At 65.9% G+C, this 15,940-nt stretch carries 16 protein-coding genes; 7 read left to right on the forward strand and 9 right to left on the reverse strand.

Annotated features, from left to right (window positions below; genetic code table 11):
- Positions 1-38: 38 nt before the first annotated feature.
- Positions 39-1,019, forward strand: a complete 981-nt coding sequence (locus E0H92_RS21335; RefSeq protein WP_131497504.1) for an iron-containing redox enzyme family protein — start codon at positions 39-41, stop codon at positions 1,017-1,019.
- Positions 1,020-1,058: 39 nt separating this feature from the next.
- Here E0H92_RS21335 and E0H92_RS44230 read toward each other — a convergent pair whose 3' ends face one another.
- Positions 1,059-1,196: a hypothetical protein gene (locus E0H92_RS44230; RefSeq protein ID WP_165549898.1), complete on the reverse strand. Its 138-nt coding sequence runs from the start codon at positions 1,194-1,196 to the stop codon at positions 1,059-1,061.
- Positions 1,197-1,218: 22 nt separating this feature from the next.
- Between E0H92_RS44230 and E0H92_RS21340 the strand changes: the two genes are divergently transcribed.
- The 3 genes from E0H92_RS21340 to E0H92_RS21350 all read left to right on the forward strand — a co-directional run bounded on the left by E0H92_RS21340 (position 1,219) and on the right by E0H92_RS21350 (position 4,611).
- Positions 1,219-1,827 (forward strand): flavodoxin family protein, encoded by a 609-nt coding sequence (locus tag E0H92_RS21340; protein ID WP_131497505.1) that lies wholly within the window; start codon positions 1,219-1,221, stop codon positions 1,825-1,827.
- Between the two features lie 673 nt (positions 1,828-2,500).
- Positions 2,501-3,610, forward strand: a complete 1,110-nt coding sequence (locus E0H92_RS21345; protein ID WP_202873759.1) for a tyrosine/phenylalanine carboxypeptidase domain-containing protein — start codon at positions 2,501-2,503, stop codon at positions 3,608-3,610.
- Complete coding sequence (locus E0H92_RS21350) at positions 3,607-4,611, forward strand: ATP-grasp domain-containing protein (protein ID WP_131460496.1); 1,005 nt, start codon at positions 3,607-3,609, stop codon at positions 4,609-4,611. The genes E0H92_RS21345 and E0H92_RS21350 overlap by 4 nt, the downstream gene beginning before the upstream one ends.
- A 79-nt stretch (positions 4,612-4,690) precedes the next feature.
- Here E0H92_RS21350 and E0H92_RS21355 read toward each other — a convergent pair whose 3' ends face one another.
- From E0H92_RS21355 to E0H92_RS21390, 8 genes are all read right to left on the reverse strand, one after another.
- A complete protein-coding gene (locus tag E0H92_RS21355; protein WP_131497506.1) occupies positions 4,691-5,566 on the reverse strand; it encodes an 8-oxoguanine DNA glycosylase OGG fold protein in 876 nt (291 codons plus the stop codon).
- A 58-nt stretch (positions 5,567-5,624) separates the two neighbouring features.
- The gene (locus tag E0H92_RS21360) at positions 5,625-6,317 is read right to left on the reverse strand and encodes a hypothetical protein (protein WP_165549900.1); all 693 of its coding nucleotides are present in this window, start codon (positions 6,315-6,317) and stop codon (positions 5,625-5,627) included.
- A 250-nt stretch (positions 6,318-6,567) separates the two neighbouring features.
- Positions 6,568-7,326 (reverse strand): SDR family NAD(P)-dependent oxidoreductase, encoded by a 759-nt coding sequence (locus E0H92_RS21365; RefSeq protein WP_131497508.1) that lies wholly within the window; start codon positions 7,324-7,326, stop codon positions 6,568-6,570.
- Complete coding sequence (locus tag E0H92_RS21370; protein ID WP_131497509.1) at positions 7,323-8,765, reverse strand: ABC transporter substrate-binding protein; 1,443 nt, start codon at positions 8,763-8,765, stop codon at positions 7,323-7,325. Before E0H92_RS21370 ends, E0H92_RS21365 begins: the two co-directional genes overlap by 4 nt.
- Positions 8,766-8,774: 9 nt before the next feature.
- Positions 8,775-9,644, reverse strand: coding sequence for a carbohydrate ABC transporter permease (locus E0H92_RS21375; RefSeq protein WP_131497510.1), 870 nt, complete (start codon positions 9,642-9,644; stop codon positions 8,775-8,777).
- A complete protein-coding gene (locus E0H92_RS21380; RefSeq protein ID WP_202873760.1) occupies positions 9,641-10,531 on the reverse strand; it encodes a carbohydrate ABC transporter permease in 891 nt (296 codons plus the stop codon). The genes E0H92_RS21375 and E0H92_RS21380 overlap by 4 nt, the downstream gene beginning before the upstream one ends.
- Positions 10,532-10,553: 22 nt before the next feature.
- A complete protein-coding gene (locus tag E0H92_RS21385; protein ID WP_202873856.1) occupies positions 10,554-11,378 on the reverse strand; it encodes an aldo/keto reductase in 825 nt (274 codons plus the stop codon).
- A gap of 5 nt (positions 11,379-11,383) precedes the next feature.
- A complete protein-coding gene (locus tag E0H92_RS21390) occupies positions 11,384-13,102 on the reverse strand; it encodes a GH39 family glycosyl hydrolase (protein ID WP_131497512.1) in 1,719 nt (572 codons plus the stop codon).
- 166 nt (positions 13,103-13,268) lie between these two features.
- Here E0H92_RS21390 and E0H92_RS21395 point away from each other — a divergent pair, with 166 nt between their 5' ends.
- From E0H92_RS21395 to E0H92_RS21405, 3 genes are all read left to right on the forward strand, one after another.
- Positions 13,269-13,949, forward strand: a complete 681-nt coding sequence (locus tag E0H92_RS21395; protein ID WP_202873761.1) for a GntR family transcriptional regulator — start codon at positions 13,269-13,271, stop codon at positions 13,947-13,949.
- Positions 13,950-13,969: 20 nt separating this feature from the next.
- Entirely contained in the window at positions 13,970-14,587 is a 618-nt protein-coding gene (locus E0H92_RS21400; protein ID WP_131460488.1) for a TetR/AcrR family transcriptional regulator, read from the forward strand.
- A 65-nt stretch (positions 14,588-14,652) separates the two neighbouring features.
- Positions 14,653-15,525, forward strand: a complete 873-nt coding sequence (locus E0H92_RS21405) for an alpha/beta fold hydrolase (RefSeq protein WP_131497513.1) — start codon at positions 14,653-14,655, stop codon at positions 15,523-15,525.
- The last annotated feature ends 415 nt before the right edge of the window (positions 15,526-15,940 follow it).

Consider the following 15,940-nt stretch of genomic DNA (forward strand, 5'->3'; position numbering starts at 1 on the left):
ACCCGAATCCGGGATTATCCGGCGGGTACCGGTGCGGCATGCAACTACCTCCGCCGCGCGGACCACTCAGTTCCTGGCTGAACGACAGTCTCCTGCGACGCGAGACAGCGGTCGGCGGTGTCGAGGTCGGCGTACGCGATGATCCGTATGCCGATGACGATCTGCAGCTGGCGCTCTGGGTCGCGTACGAGCTGCAGTACCGCGGATTTGACGATGTCGATCCGGAGCGGCAATGGGATCCGGCGATCATCGCGTTCCGTTCCCGGCTGGAACGGCCGTGGACCGACTGGCTGCAGACGACCTGCCGGAGCCGCGTGGACGAGCGGCCGGTGGCTGAGCAGTTGCGGGCGCTCATCGACGGTGTCGACGGTCCGCGGTTCGCGCCGTACCTGCGTCGGCACGCGACGCGAGAGCAGTTCCGCGAGTTCGTGCTGAACCGATCCGTGTACCAGCTCAAGGAGGCCGATCCGCACAGCTTCGGCATCGCGCGTCTCGACGGCGCGGCGAAGGCGGCGTTGGTCGAGATCGAGGCGGACGAGTACGGCGGCGGCCGGCCCGAACGGATGCACTCCGAGCTTTTCCGTACGACGATGCGCTGGCTGGACCTCGATGACACCTACGGCTACTACGTCTCTGCCGTACCGGCGGTCACGCTGGCGGTCTCGAACGTGATGTCGCTGTTCGCGATCCATAGCCGGTGGACGGCTGCGCTCCTTGGCCATCTGGCCGCCTTCGAGATGACGTCGACGCTCCCGAACCGGCAGTACGCGACGGGTGCCATCCGGCTCGGGGCGTCGGAGGCACAGGCCCGCTACTTCACCGAGCATGTCGAGGCCGACGCGGTTCACGAGCAGGTGGCGGCGCACGACCTGTGCGGCAGTTACGTGCGAGAACGTCCCGATGCGATCGGCGACGTACTGTTCGGCGCGCGGTGTGCCTTGACCCTCGACGACCTCTTCGCGGACGACCTACTGACCAGGTGGAACGCCCCCGACCGATCAGCTCGCCGCTGCGGCTGACCTGCAACTGTTCGCGACTCTGTGACTGTGGCTCAGGATCTAGCCGACGAACGGGAGCAGGTCCGGGGTGCTGTAATCCTCGGCGGACCAGCGATAGTCAGGCTGCGCGTCGGTGTTCCAGAGCTGGAACTGGTTGCCGCTGGGTACCAAGAGTGCACACTCGGCTGCAGATGCCACGCCAGAACGGGAGATATCGCACATGCCGTCATTGCAGGCGCTCGTCCTGAGCTGCTCGTTGAAGAGGTCACCGGCCAAGTCGAGCTCCGAGCTGATCGGGCGTGAACTGCTCACCGCGCTCGCCGATCATGACGTCGAGGGTGATCTCGTCAGGGTCGCCGACCACGACGTGCGGTTCGGCGTCAGCGTCGACGAGGGAGCTGGAGACGAGTGGCCGGCGCTGCGGGAGAAGGTCCTGGCCGCGGACATCCTGATCGTTTCCACGCCGATCTGGATGGGCCAGCCGGCGAGCGTCTGCAAGATGGTGCTCGAGCGCTTGGACGCCGAGCTGTCCGAGAAGGACGACGAGGGTCGGCCGCTGATCTACGGCAAGGTCGCCGTGGTCGGTGTCGTCGGCAACGAGGATGGCGCCCACCATGTCACGGCCGAGGTCTTCCAGGCCCTGAACGACGTCGGTTTCACCATTCCCGCGGCCGGTGCGACGTACTGGGTCGGGGAGGCGATGGGCTCAGTGGACTACAACGAGGCCGGCCCCAAACCGGACACAACCGGAGCCACCACGAAGACAGCCGCTGCCAACGCAGCACACCTGGCACGGCTGTTACGCAACGAGCAGTACACGGCGACATGAGCTGACCAGGTCCCGAGAGCGGCCCGTGGTCAAGGGCGCCGCGGACCGGTCTGAGTCCGGCCGTCGCGCATCTAGCCGATTCCGGTGACGCGTGGTGGCGGCCTCGGTGCGCATGCCACTGCTGGTGCCGAATCGTTTGCCGCCATGCGCTGTGGGCACCGGCAGGTCATGATCAGCAGAGCGTGGCGAATGCTGGCTGCAGCGGCCGTGCTGGTGCTTGCACTGGCACCGTTCGCTGCTGGACCGGTCATTGTGCAGGCCGCGCCGTCGCCGTCGCCCGGCTCCAGCAGCTCGACCGCGCCGGATCTGCCGGGCTCCGCGAACTCGAGTCCGAGGGACTACAACGGTGCCGGCTGGGTCGTGGCAGCCGTAGTGGTCGTGGCTACCGTTGTGGGTGGCGGGACATTCCTCCTGGTTCGCAGCCGACGTGTCGATTTGAGTCAACGCCGCACCGACCGCCGACCGGGTGAAGGGTGATCTCCAGCGGGTGCTGCTGACACCTGGCGACCGCGGGTGAACCCAACGTACCGCTGGCTCACGGGCGGAGCGATCGCATCTCGGGTGGAGTGTGTTTGGGATTGTTGGTGGGTACGTCTGGTAGATGGGTATTTCGCAGGAGCGGCTTGGGGTCGCGCTTGAGATTGATGGGCGGCTTGTTGAGATCGAGCGAGGCTTGGACCTGCTGATCAACACGACGCCGGTCAATGCTGCCGAGGCGTGGGCGGACTTTGAGCGGTGTGATTTTGGTACAGCGCCTACGCTCAGGCTCAGGCCGCTGGAGTTCGAGCCGGATCTGGTACGGCGTGAGCTCTACAGTCTCGAGATCGAGAACGTCGACGACCCTGCGTTGCACACGCTCTTCCGAGCGAAGCGGGATGAGATCGCGCGGCAGATCACGGCGTTGGAGGATCGCGATACGTCACGGTTCGTGTACGGGTCGCTGCAGTTGTACGGCGGTGTTGCTCAGCCTCTCGTGGCGACAGCGGAGGAGCTGCTCGCGACCATCCCGATCCAAGCTCCCAGCACCCGAACCGTCACGGCCGGTGCGTTCGCGGAGGCGGCTCGTGCGGAGTTCGATCGGTATCGTGCTGTGTACGAAGGCTTTCCGGCGAACGTCGCGGTGCGCGAAGACGTGTCAGAGCTGATGGTGTCGTTCGGCCGGCTGCTCATCCCGGAAGCCGCCACGTTCCGCGCGGACCGCGTCGAGCCGTTGCTGCACCACGAGGTCGGCACCCATGTCGTCACGTACCAGAACGGCGCCAGACAACCCCTGACGTTGCTCTCGATCGGACTGCCCGGTTACGACGAGACCCAGGAGGGCCTTGCTGTACTCGCGGAATACCTGAGCGGCGGCCTGGACCCGCGGCGTCTCCGCGTACTCGCGGCACGGGTGGTCGCCGTCGCTCAGATGGTCGGCGGCGCCGGGTTCCTGGACATCTTCGAGTCGTTGCGGGCGGAACACCGGATCCCGACGAGGACCGCCTGGACCATAGCCATCAGGGTGGTGGTCGGAGGCGGCTCGGTGAAGGACGCGATCTACCTGCGCGGGATCACGCGCCTCCTCGAATCCCTTGCGGAGGGCAACAGTCTGGATGTGCTGTTCGCCGGCAAGTTCGCGCTGGACCACATTCCGTTGATCCAGGACCTGCTCGACCGCGAGGTACTCGAAGCACCATGGGTCCGTCCTCGCTGGCTGGACGTGCCGGGTGCGCAGGAGCGTCTCGACAGACTGCGCGCAGGGGTCTCGGTCACGGACCTGTACGAAGGAGGTGTGGCGGCATGAGACTCGCCTTCTTCGTCAATGACGTCGCCACCGAGATCGACGAGTACACGACTACCCGTCTGGCCCGAGCTGCGTCTCAGGCCGGGCACGAGGTTTGGTACGTCGGGGTGTGCGACGTCGAACTCGGCGAGAGCGACGGGCAGTTGGTGGCCCGGGCCCGGGCCGCGGAGTTCGAGAAGGACGACACGCTCGAGACCTTCATGGAACGCATCAAGGACGGTGACGCGGAACGGATCGTCCTGGACGACCTCGATGCCTTGTTCTTGCGGAACGAATCGATCGACGACTTGCAGAAGCGGCCGTGGGCCAGTCCACTGGGCGTCGTTTTCGGCCAGATGCTCAAGGCGCGAGGCGTCACGGTCGTCAACGACCCGATGTCCTTGATCCGGGCGACGAGCAAGCTCTACCTGGAGGAATTTCCCGCGAAGATCCGGCCTCGGTCGCTGGTGACGCACGACCCGGAAGCGATCGAGCGGTTCGTCGCCGAGGTCGGCCACTCGGTCGTCAAGCCGCTGTACGGCGCCAAAGGCCGGAACGTGTTCATGATCGAGGACGAGGACGAACCGAACCTCGCGCAGATGACCGAGGCGGTACGGCAGGACGGCTACGCGGTTGTTCAGGAGTTCGTCGACGGCGGCGAGGACGGCGACGCCCGGATCTTCCTGCTCGAGGGCAAGCTCCTCGAGCGCGACGGGAAGCCGGCCGCCTTCCGGCGCGTACCACAGGGCAACGACCCGCGCGCCAACATCAGCAAGGGCGGACGCCCGGTACCGCTCGAGATCGGTGCTGTGGAACTCGGCATCATCGAAGCGATGAGCGCCAAACTCGTGGCCGACGGCATGTACTTCGTCGGCATCGATGTGATCGGCGACAAGGTCGTGGAGATCAACGCGGAGAGCCCCGGCGGCATGCAGAGCGTCGAGAGGCTCTACGACATCGACGTCTGCCCAACCGTCATCGAAGCCCTCGAACGCCGAACCCAGGCAAACCACTTGCTGTGAGGCGCTGGTCGTGACGTTGGTTCAGTGGCAGCCGCGGGGTGGCTGTCGGTCTTGGCGAAGGTGCTGAAGTACCGGTGGATCAGTTCGTTTGTGGACCGCAGTGGGATCGGGCGACGACGATGCGTTTCAAGGCTCGTAGGCCGCGTTCGAAGTCCTCGGCGTCTTCGGGGGTGACGTCTTCTGTGAGTGCTTCGAAGGCGTCGGCTGCCTCGTCGAGGGCTGCGAGTACCGCGTTGGCGTCTGCGTTCGAGTTGAGGGGCGGCCGCGTGGCGTGTTCGCGGGAGTCTGTCCACTGGCTTGCGGTGCCGAGACCGCTGGCGAACATGAGGTATTCGACTGTGCCTGCGGGTTCGGTGAGTTGGTCCGACCAATGGACGACCAGATCGCAGTAGCGCTGGTAGTCGGCGATGCGCCAGTCGAGTCGTGGTTGCCAGTCGGTGTGGGTTGCGAGCCAGTGGCGGACGATGCGGTCGAGAATCGGTGCGGGTGTCACCTTGGACTCGGGGGTGACGCAGAAGTAGAGGTACTTCGTCGCGAACGCGACGCCGAGGCCCTTGAGGCGGTGCTTGGCGAGGTACTCGAAGCCGGCCGGTCCGCCGGCGGCGCGGGTGGTTTGTAGGGCTTCGGACAGCCACTCGCCAGCGTGGTCTGATGCCGCGAGGACGGCCGCCGTGCGGTAGGCCCCGTACCCGTTTCGGCCGTGGCCCCAGATCATTGCGGCCAGAAAAGCGCGCAGTGCGGCCTCGTCGCTGTCACCGGCGTCGACGAACTGTGAGGTGACCGCTTCTCGGCTGATGGGGTTCGGGAGCGTGTCGATGAAGTCCGCGTGTTCGGGGAGCCGGGCGGTCCAGCGGTGTGGGAACCAGTGCGGCGCCGGTTGAGCTGGACGGTCGCGAGCTGTCCAGCGCTCGTGGGCCAGGAGCAGCTCAGGCGGGACGGGATGAAGGTCTGTCACTCAACAGAGTTTGCACCAGCCGGAATCTACAAATACAGAGCCGATCGCCATCGCGCACCTAGTGGGCTCGGCGGTGGGTGGCCCTTTGGCGCCAGGGGCCGGTGCGGTCGTGGGCGCCGCGGCCGATGTGGGTGGTGAGGTCGCCGATCAGGGCTTGGGCGGCCATTCGGAAGGTCTCTTTTGTGCCGAAGTGGGCCATGAAGGCGTGTGGCTCGGTGCGTAGGTGGCTGCACAGGTCGATGATCTGCTTCTCGGCTGCCGAGACGCGGTCGAAGCGTGCCTCGGCCACTTGGACGACGGCAGCGCCGAGGCGCAGATGCCCGTCCAGGCGGTCGAGCCCTGGGGCGGTCAGGCCGATCTTCAGGAAACGGCTTCCACGGGCTTGGAATCGCACCAGGTAGAGGAGGGCTGGGTCCTCGGGGTTCCGTGCGTTGGGTCGTCTCCAGGGTTCTCCGCCGCAGTAGTAACAGAGCGGCGGGGCGCCCTCGCCAGTCCTGGGGTCTGTTCTGCGGAACTGCCACGAGGGCACGATCGCGCCGCAGACGGAATGCCGGTACCAGATGCTCGACGCGTACTTGGCTCGTCCGCTGGTGTTCAGCAGGTGGTGGTGCGCGCGGGCGACGTACTCGAATCCGGCGGCCTGCTCCTCTGCGCGTCGCTGGGCCAGCAGGTCGGCGAAGAACTGGTCGGAACGGATGTCGCGTAGGTCGCATTCGAAGCGCGGACGTCGTTCGCCGCGGTGCACCATCACGCGCTGGCCGCAGTCTGTGCAGGTCAGTAGGTCGACCGGGAATCCGTCGATCCGGCGGGCGCGGATGCCTCTGGTACAGCTTCGGCAGTAGGACCGGCATGTGCCAACGCGGAGACAGCACGCAACGGGCGGCGCATCGCGTCCGCACCTCGGGCACGTCTCGGTCACTGGCGCTCCTATCCGGTTGGTTGAGAACGTGCGCCTGTCGCGACGTTGTGTCCCCGAGAAGAGTGTCTGTCAAACGATCAGGTCAGTGCATGTAGAGGCCGCCGTCTGCGTTGAGGGTGTGGCCGGTTATGTAGGTGGAGTGGTCGGATAGGAGGAAGGCGATCGCGTGGGCGATGTCGTTGGGTTGGCCTAGGCGGGTGGTCAGGAGGTTGTCTACCAGGGCTGCTCGGCGGGTGGGGGTTAGAGGGCCGCCCATGATGTCGGTGTCGATCGGGCCGGGGGCTACTGCGTTGACGGTGATGCCGTGAGGGCCTAGTTCTCTGGCCAGGGCTCTTGTCAGGCCGATGACGCCGGCCTTGGCGACCGAGTACGGGGTTTTGCTGTAGGTGCCGCCGCCGAGTTGGGCTGAGGTTGAGGAGACGCTGACTATTCGGCCGTAGCTATGGCGGACCAGGGATTCAGCGACTCGGCGGGTGACGTAGTGGACGCCGTTGAGGTTGGTGTTGATGACTCGGTGCCACTCGTCGGAGGTCAGTTCGAGGTAGGGGACGGGGGAGCTGACGCCGGCGATGTTTGCCAGCGCTGCCAGGGGTGGGAGGGCGGCTTCCAGTTCGTCGATCGCTGTGCGGACCTCTGCTTCGTTCGAGACGTCGGCGGCGACGGCGTACGCCGTGACGTTGTGCTTCGCGGTGATCTCCGCGGCGAGTGATTTGCCGCCGACGGCGTCGATGTCGAGGATGCCGATGTTCCAGCCCTGCCCAGCGAGGAGCAATGCGGTCGCGCGGCCGATGCCGCGTGGGGAGGCAGCACCGGTGACGATCGCGGTACGCGGGCCGGTCACTTCGGGGCTCCGTAGTCCTGGCCGGGTTTCCAGTCGGCGAAGACGTAGTCGGACTCGGACACCTTCGCGCCGGCTGCCTTGGCCTTCGTCAGGGCCTGGGCCCGGTCGGCGGTGGTGGCGTCGCTGAGCTTCTTCAGTTCGGCCTTGAGGTCCTTGATCGATCCGCCGAGGTAGCCCTGGACGATGTTGCCGACGTGCGGCGTGACGGGCTTGCGGAGTGCGTCGACGCGCGCGATCGCGGGGTTCTTCACGATCGCCTGCGGCATCAAGAACACGTTTTCCTTGCAGTACTCGACGCCCTTCTTGTACGCGTCGACGACGTTCGACGACGCGACCTGATCAAGGTTCAACGGCGGCTGGTCCATCGCCTCGACCATCCCCTTCTGGTAGTCGTCGGACATGAACGACGCGATCAGCTGTCCGGCCGCGTCGGGATTCTTGCTGTCCGCGGAAACGAAGTACGTCGCGGCAGGACGGCCGCGGTAGCACCAAGGATCCGTACCGGCGGTCGGCACCAGGATCTGACCGGAGGCGAGCTTGTCGACGATCGTCGGCGCCAGCGCCTTGGATCCGCCGGCACACCAGATGCCGTCGATGAAGGTCCCGACCGCACCGGAGGCGTACCGGGTCCGGGCGTCGACGACGCCGAAGTTGTTCGAGCCGGGCATGATCAGCTTGTCGTCGTTCAACTGCTTCAAGAACTCGATCACGCCCACATAGGCGTCGTGGTGGTACGCGTACTCGCCGGTGGTGAACTGCAGGCCTTGATACCCGGGGAAGCCGGCAGCCTGGGCCATGTCGTCGACCTGATCACGGATGCGCCCGCCGTCCGCGCCGATCGCCAGCGTGAGCGGCTGAATCCCGGCCGACTTGAGCTTCCCCAACGCGTCCTTGAAGGCGCCGTAGTCCTTGGGCACGTTGTTCGGATCGAGCCCGGCCTTGGACCAGTGGTCCTTGTTCACCCACACCAGCGTCGAGCTCTGTCGGAAGCTGAACATCGGGAACCCGTACAGCTTGCCGTCCAGCTGGGTGATGCCCTCGGTGAACGCGTCCTTCGGAAGCTTGGACTTCACGTCGGCAGGGATCGTCACCTCGTGTACCCATTTGCCACTCACCAGGGCAGGCAACGGGAGCCCGATCACATTGGAGTAGACGTCCGGCATCTTGTTGGCCTGATGCGCCAGCTGGAACGCCTGGGTCGCCTTGGACGCGTCGTAGTACGTATGGCCGACGTTGGTCTTCAGGGCCGGCGATTGGGTCTTGGCCCAGTCGTCGTTGAGGCGTTTGAACGAGCTGAAGTGGTCCCACCAGTCCAGCGTTCCGGTGGCACCCCCGCTCGTGCTTCCGCTCTGGGTGCTCGAACCGCTGCATCCGGTCGCGGCGCCGATGGCGGCGAATACCGATGCGCCGAGCAGACTGCGACGTGTCATCTCGGTCATTTCCACTCCTTAGGACTTGACTGCGCCGGAGATTCCCTCGACGAAGTAGCGCTGCAGGAAGATGAAGAGCACGACCACCGGGACGATCGAGATCACCCCGGCCGCGGCCATACCGGACCAGTCGGTCGCGGTCTCACCGACGAACGCCTGCATGCCGACGCTCACCGTCCGGAGATCGGGCCGGCTGAAGGTGAACACCAGCGGCAGGAAGAAGGCGTTCCAGGTCGTGATGAAGGTCAGGACCGCGACGGTCGCCGTGACCGGCATCGCCAGCGGCAGCATCACCGAGAAGAAGGTACGGACGAACCCCGCGCCGTCGACGACCGCGGCTTCCTCCAGCTCGCGGGGGATCTGCCGGAAATACCCGTAGTACAACAGGATCGCCGACACGTACGCCCCGCCGCTGAGCGCGAGGATCATGCCGCCCAGCGAGTCGATCAGGTGCAGCTGCATCGAGATCTTGACCACCGGGATGATCGTGTAGCCGGTGGGGACGAACAGCGTCGCGATCAGTACGCCGAGGAAGAGCTTGGACCCGCGGAATCGGTAGCGGGCCAGGACGTACCCGGCGGTCGCGCAGCGAATGGTGACGATCACGACCGTGACGACGGTGGTGACGACGGTGTTGATCAGGTACCGGCCGAAGTGGGCGTCGTTCCACGCCCGCGAGTAGTTGTCCCAGACGAACGTCGAGGGCCACAGCTTCAGCCCGCCGGTGAACATCTCCATGTTGTCCTTGAGCGATGCCGACAGCATCCACAGGAACGGGAAGATCCAGAGCACCGCGATACCCACCAGGAAGAGCGCGGCGATCCACCACGGCACCCGGTGCATCAGGCGCCGTCGCCGATCCGTGCGTACGACGGCTTGCGCTGTCATCGCTGGTCTCCTCTCAGGCGGCGTCCGGCGTACACGCCCCACAACTGAAGGGCTCCGACGACGGCGACCAGCAGACCGAAGATCACCGCGGCCGCGGAGGCGTGCCCGAGCTGGGGGATCGAGGCGGCGAAGGCCCAGCGGTAGATGTAGATCTCGATGATCTCGGTGTGGAAGTACGGGCCGCCGCCGGTCAGCGTGTACATCAGGTCGAAGTTGTGGAAGGTCTCCTCGACCGTCAGCACGGTGATGATGATCAGGAACGGCTTGAGCATCGGCAGGGTGATGTGCCGGAAGAGCTGCCCGGTGCCGGCGCCGTCGATCCGAGCTGCCTCGTACAACTCGTACGGAATGGTCTGCAACGCCGCCAGCCAGTAGATCATCGTGACGCCGAAGAACTTCCAGACGTACAGCACGGCCGCGGTCGGCAGGGCCAGGTGCTGATCACCCAGGAAGTCGACGCCACCGAACCCGAGCTTCATCAGCGCTGTGCTGATCGGACCGCTGGCGGGATCCAGGATGAAGCGCATGACCACGCCGATGATCGCCGTCGTGGTCACCACCGGGATGAAGAACGCCGAACGCAGCAGACCGATCAGCGGCAGCTTCGGGGAGTTGAGAACCATCGCCAGCAGCAGCGTGAGCAGCACGCGCGCCGGTACCACCAGCAGCATGAAGAACAGCGTGACCTTGAACGAGTTCCAGAACAGCGGATCGGCGAAGACCTCGCGGTAGTTGCTCAGGCCGACGAACTTCTGGCCGCTGTCGAAACCGTTCCACTCGACCAGCGAGTACCAGTAGCTCGCGATGATCGGGTAGATGGTGTAGACGCCGTACAGCACGACCGTCGGCACCAGGAAGATCCAGATCCAGGTGGTCCTGAAGCGCACAGATCTGCTCGTCATGGCCGGGCTACCTGATCTGGCTGAGCGCGAAGGTGCGGGGATCGTTGCCGATCCGGTGACCGCTCTCCGCCGCGGTGATCGACGCGATCTCCTCGTCGGTCAGCTCGAAGCCGCCGAGGTCGAAGTTCGCCCGGATCCGCTCCGGAGCGACCGATTTGGGGATGATGAGGTGCCCTTGGTGCAGGTGCCAGCGGAGCACCACCTGCGCCGGCGTCACGTCGTGCGCACCGGCGATCGACGCCAGGACCGGAAGGTCGAGGTCGTGGCCTTGACAGAGCGGCGAGTACGCCGCGATCGCGATCGACCGCTCGCGGCACAGGGCGGTCAGTTCGCGCTGCTGATAACTCGGATGCAGCTCGATCTGGTTGATCGCCGGAACGATCTCGCTCTCCTTCGCCAACCGGTCCAGGTGTTCGGGCAGGAAGTTGGACACACCAATCGCCCGGACCCGCCCGTCGGCGTAGATCCGCTCGAGCGCACGCCAACTGTCGACATAGCGATCTGCCGTCGGATGCGGCCAGTGCACGAGATACTGATCCGCGTAGTCCAGGCCGAGTCGCTGCAGCGTGTCGTCGTACGCCGTCAGCGCCGTCTCGTAACCGTGCTCGCCGTTGCGCAACTTGGTGGTGACGAACAGTTCGTCGCGCGGCAGCCCGCTGGCCCGTACGGCGGCGCCGACACCGGCCTCGTTGTTGTACGCCGCCGCGGTGTCGATGTGGCGGTACCCGATCTCGATCGCCTGCTCGACGACCCGCTGGGTGTCGCCCGGCGGGACCTGGAAGACGCCGAAGCCGCGCTGCGGAATCCGGACGCCGTTGGTCAGTGTGATCATCACGATCAGCTGCTCGGTTCGAGAATCAGCAACGATGCCGACGGCAACGGAAGGGAGACCTCAAGTGAGACGTCGCCGTCCACAGTCAGGCTGCGTTCCGCTTCGAACTCCTCGAGACCCTGGCGGCTCTTGATCGCCGCCAGCTGTTCGGCGGTCGGATCCTGCGGCGAACCGAGCTGTTGCCAGACGGTGAAGGCATTGCTGTGGTCGGCGTCGATGCGCAGGTGCCGCAAGCGGTACGAACCGGCCGGCAGGTTGCGCACGGTCACCGTCACCGGCGTCAGGTCCTCGCTGGTCTGGTACTGGTCGTCGATGTGCCGCCAGATCAGCACGGCAACGCTCCCGTCCTCCGAACGCGACGCGAGGGCGTCTACTTCCTCAGGCATGCTGCTGCCGTCAGTACCCTCGAGTTCGCCGACCTGCCATGCCGCGTCCGACGTTGTCCGCAGCCGGTCCCGGCCGAGCAGCGACAGCATCCGATAGGCGTTGAGGAACGGCTTTTCGACACCACCCGCCGTGAGGAAGGACCGGGTGCCTTCGAAGTAGCGTTCGGCCTCGAAGTAGAAACTCCATGAGGTGGCGTAGGCGACCTGGGCCGGCTCAACGGCGTTCAGGTCGAGGATCTTCTTCATCAACTTCGCCTGGAAGACCGGGTAGTACTCGGTGTTCTGGAAGCTGTAGTTGCGGTTGTCGTAGCGTCCGAAATGCGCCGGCACCGCCGCGTCGCACTCGTCGACGATCACCGGCAGCTCGGCGTACGCGTCGTACGACCCGATCAGGCGGTTGAACTCGCGCAGGTCGTACAGCATCTTCGTGGACGACGGACTGAGCTGCTCGGCCGCCGGCTCGGCGAACGGGCGGTAGTCGCGGGTCGGGAAGTGGCAGCCCTTGGTGTGGTACGAGATGAAGTCCAGCGGCTCGTCGCGACGCGAGGTGTAGTCCAGGAAACCTTGCAGGAAACTGATTCCGCCACTGGTGACTGCCGGTCCGCCGACCTTGGCCTCGGGGAGCACGCCGCGGATCGCCTGGACCGTCGCGGTGTAGAGCTCGTTGTACTGGTCGAGAGTGCCGCGCCAATAGGAGATATCCGGCTCGTTCCACAGCTCCCAGAGCCAGGTCTTCACCTCGGCCTCGCCGTACCGCTCGATGCAGTGCTGCACCGTGGCGCTGATCAGTCCCGCCCACTTGGCGTAGTCCTTGGGCGGATATCCCCAGGCACCTGCCTCGTAGTTCGTGTAGGCAGTCGGGCTCGGTACGACGGTCAGCTCGGCGGCCTCGGGTGGCAATAGGTCGCGCGGCGTGAAGCCCAGTTCCACGAGTAGGTGGTGTCCGGCGCCGACGATCGCGTCGTACGCCTGGTCCAGCAGCGTGAAGTCGTAGTACGGGTTGCCGTCGGCGTCTTCGTGGTAGACGTTGCCGGAGCTCCAGTGCGGGATGCCGAATCCGCTGCCGGAGCAGTACATGTAGTGCGGCCGGACGAAGTACCCGGCGCCGGAGAAGTCGGCGAAGGTCTGCAGCAGGCGTTTTCCGGTGGGCGTGTACGTCCAGTTGAACTCGTCGTACCCGAAGCTCTCCCAGATGCGCGTCAGCGGACCGTCGGTCCACGCGGCGTCGACCTCGATCGTGGCCGCGGAAACGTGCGGTGCGTCGGGATTCCGGGGAGCGGCCGGCGGAAACGGCCCGAGGGCCCTGCGTCCAGTGTGAACCGGTGTGTCGGTGGTCATCGGCGTTATGACCTCTCTCTGCCTGAGGGGGAGGTTCCCGAGTCTGCTCGGCACTTCGTTTACTGTCAATGAGTAACTGTTTACAATCTACAGAGAGACCGGACAGGGGTTAGAGTCGTCCCTGCGCCGGACTACTGGCGGTAACTGGCCCGAGGAGGTGGTCGGCTTGATCCCCGACGATGTCGTGTCCCCGCTGCCGTCGCAGCGCGCTCTCGGTGATCTGGTCACCGACGTGCTCCGCGAGATGATCACGGGCGGGCGCTTCCAGCCGGGCCAGCATCTCAAGGAGACCGAGCTGGCCGACGCGCTCAAGGTCAGCCGCGGGCCGATCCGGCAGGCGCTGGCCCGGCTCGAGGAAGAGGGTCACGTCGAGCTCCGGCGGCACCGCGGGGCCTTCGTCAGCACTCTGACCAAGACCGACGTCGACGAGGTGCACACCCTCCGCGGCGCGATCGAGAGACTCGCCGCCGGCCGCGCGTGCACCCGGATGCAGGGCGCGGGATTCGCCGAGATGGACGCGGTCCTGGAGCAGATGAAGAGCGTCGACACCAAGATCGATCCGGAGGACGCCGTCCGGCTGGACCTGCAGTTCCACGACATCATCTACGCGTACTGCGACCACGGCCGGGTGCAGCGGGTATGGGAATCCATCCGCGGGCAGGTGACGGTTTTCCTGCGAGCCCGGAACGCGAGTTTCCCGGATTTCCTGGAGGTCGGCTACAGCGAGCACAAGGAGCTGCGGGACGCCCTGGCCCTCGGTGATCCGCAAGCCGCGCAGGACGGGATCGACAAGCACATCCTCGGGGCGTACGAGCGGCTGAAGCGGCTCAACCTGCCCGACCGCTGACGTTGTGCAATGGTTGCACGATGACGGATCCACGGGCGCAGCGGACGATCGATGCCTTGCTGAAGGCTGCGGAGGAGCTGTTCGCGGCGCGGTCCGTCGCGGACGTCACGGTCGAAGAGATCGCGGCCACCGCTGGTGTCGCGATCGGGTCGGTCTACAACCACTTCGGGTCGAAGGCCGGGTTGTACGCCGCCTTGGTGGAGCGGGCCGTTGTCGTGGATCGGCAGTTCATGGATCTCGCGTACGTCGAGGGCCGCGGGCCGGTCGAGCAGTTGTACGCCGCGGCGGACGAGTACCTCGCGTTCTACCTGGCCAATCCTGAGTATTTCCGGATGCTGGCGTTCCCCGCGGAGCCGGGGAGTTATGCCGCGGGGCAGGAACTCGCGGAGCGGTTGGCGGACTCGGTGGACGAGCAGAACCGGCGGATGGTCGACGCGATCAAGCGCGGTATCAAGGCCGGCACGATCCGCAAGGTCAACGCCCAAGAGATGGCGACCGTGCTGTGGTCCTCGTGGAACGGGATCATCAGCCTGGGCTGGCGGCAGGATCGCCTGCAACGCACCCCACGGCAGTTGAAGCGTCTGCTCCGGGCGGCGACGGACGCGTTCGCCCGCGGTCTCCTGGTCGAGCAGGACTGATCCTCGCGAGACTTGTGCTAGTGTGCGGACACTTCTTGCAATGATTACAAGAAGGAGGTCGCGACGTGTTGACGGTCCGACGCGATGCGCGGTTGGGTACGGCGTACGACGTCGAGCTGCCGGCCGGAACCGTGCGGTATCACGCGGTCGGGGACGGTCCGCCGATCGTCTTCGTGCACGGGTATCTGGTGAACGCGAACCTGTGGCGCAAGGTCGTGCCGCTGCTGTCGGGGCAGTTCCGGTGCATCACCCCGGACTGGCCGCTGGGGTCTCATCTGGTGCCGATGAACCGGGACGCCGATCTGTCGCCGCCCGGGATCGCACGGTTGATCGCTGATTTCCTGGATGCGCTCGGTCTCCGCGACGTGATCCTGTTCGGCAACGACTCGGGCGGCGCCTACAGTCAGCTCGCCGCGGCGGCGTACCCAGAACGTCTCGGGCGCCTTGTGCTGGCGTCGTGCGAGACGCCGTCCTGCACGTGGCCGCCGGCGCCGGGCGGGTTTCCGCTGCTCAAGCGGACGGCGGTGCATCCGTTGACGTACCGCGCGCTCTATCAGGTGCTGCGATGGCCGGGCAGTTGGCGATGGCGGAACACGTACGGCTGGCTGGCCAAGTACCCGATCGACGAGGTCACGATGCGCGGCTACATCGACCCGGTGCTGAACGATGCGGCGATTCGGTACGACGGGCGGAAGGCGATCGGTGCGGTCGACGAGCGGTACAGCCGGGCTGCCGCCGCTACGCTCGTCGAGGAGTTCGGCAAGCCGGTCGATGTGCTCTGGGCGGGGGACGATCGGGTGTTCCCGCCGGCCCACGCCGCGGCGTACGCCGAGCGACTCGGGACTCGGGTGCAGCTGATTCCCGACTCCTTCACGTACGTCGCCGAGGATCAGCCGGAGCTTGTCGCAAGCGAAGGGTTGGCGCGATGGCAGCGATAGGGCTGCGCGGCGGTGAGGACGACCTCTACTTCCCCAGGCTCAATACCCAGGCCAATGGCACGGACAATGACAGCAACCGCTAGCAGCAGCCGCTCGTCCTGAACCCGTGGGGACGCAGGACCATAGGCATGGCGGCAGGGGATCTGGTGTCGGTCCTCGACGCCGGCTTCGCACCGAACCGAGGCCCGGGCTACCTTTCGGCGGTCGGAATGTGACAGACCTTTGGAGGCGGCCAGGCTTCCAGCCCTACCAGCAGGCCACAGCCACTGCCAGAAGCTGCAGGGCGGCACCGCGGCGCGCCGGCGGGTGATCGTAGGGGTGGTTGAGCCCACGGGTCAACAATGTCTGCAGGTTGTTGCAAATTCAGTAACGCGAGTCTCGGCGGCACCGATGGTCGGGTGCACGGCGCCCACGG

The organism is Kribbella speibonae, assembly GCF_004331375.1.
Classification (GTDB): Bacteria; Actinomycetota; Actinomycetes; order Propionibacteriales; family Kribbellaceae; genus Kribbella; species Kribbella sindirgiensis.

Excerpts from the sequence above, each read along its gene's own strand:
- E0H92_RS21335 (WP_131497504.1), top strand. The coding sequence starts at position 39 with ATGCAACTACCTCCGCCGCGCGGACCACTCAGTTCCTGGCTGAACGAC.
- E0H92_RS21340 (WP_131497505.1), top strand. The coding sequence starts at position 1,219 with ATGCCGTCATTGCAGGCGCTCGTCCTGAGCTGCTCGTTGAAGAGGTCA.
- E0H92_RS21350 (WP_131460496.1), top strand. The coding sequence starts at position 3,607 with ATGAGACTCGCCTTCTTCGTCAATGACGTCGCCACCGAGATCGACGAG.
- E0H92_RS21370 (WP_131497509.1), bottom strand. The coding sequence starts at position 8,765 with ATGACCGAGATGACACGTCGCAGTCTGCTCGGCGCATCGGTATTCGCC.
- E0H92_RS21375 (WP_131497510.1), bottom strand. The coding sequence starts at position 9,644 with ATGACAGCGCAAGCCGTCGTACGCACGGATCGGCGACGGCGCCTGATG.
- E0H92_RS21385 (WP_202873856.1), bottom strand. The coding sequence starts at position 11,378 with ATGATCACACTGACCAACGGCGTCCGGATTCCGCAGCGCGGCTTCGGC.
- E0H92_RS21390 (WP_131497512.1), bottom strand. The coding sequence starts at position 13,102 with ATGACCACCGACACACCGGTTCACACTGGACGCAGGGCCCTCGGGCCG.
- E0H92_RS21400 (WP_131460488.1), top strand. The coding sequence starts at position 13,970 with ATGACGGATCCACGGGCGCAGCGGACGATCGATGCCTTGCTGAAGGCT.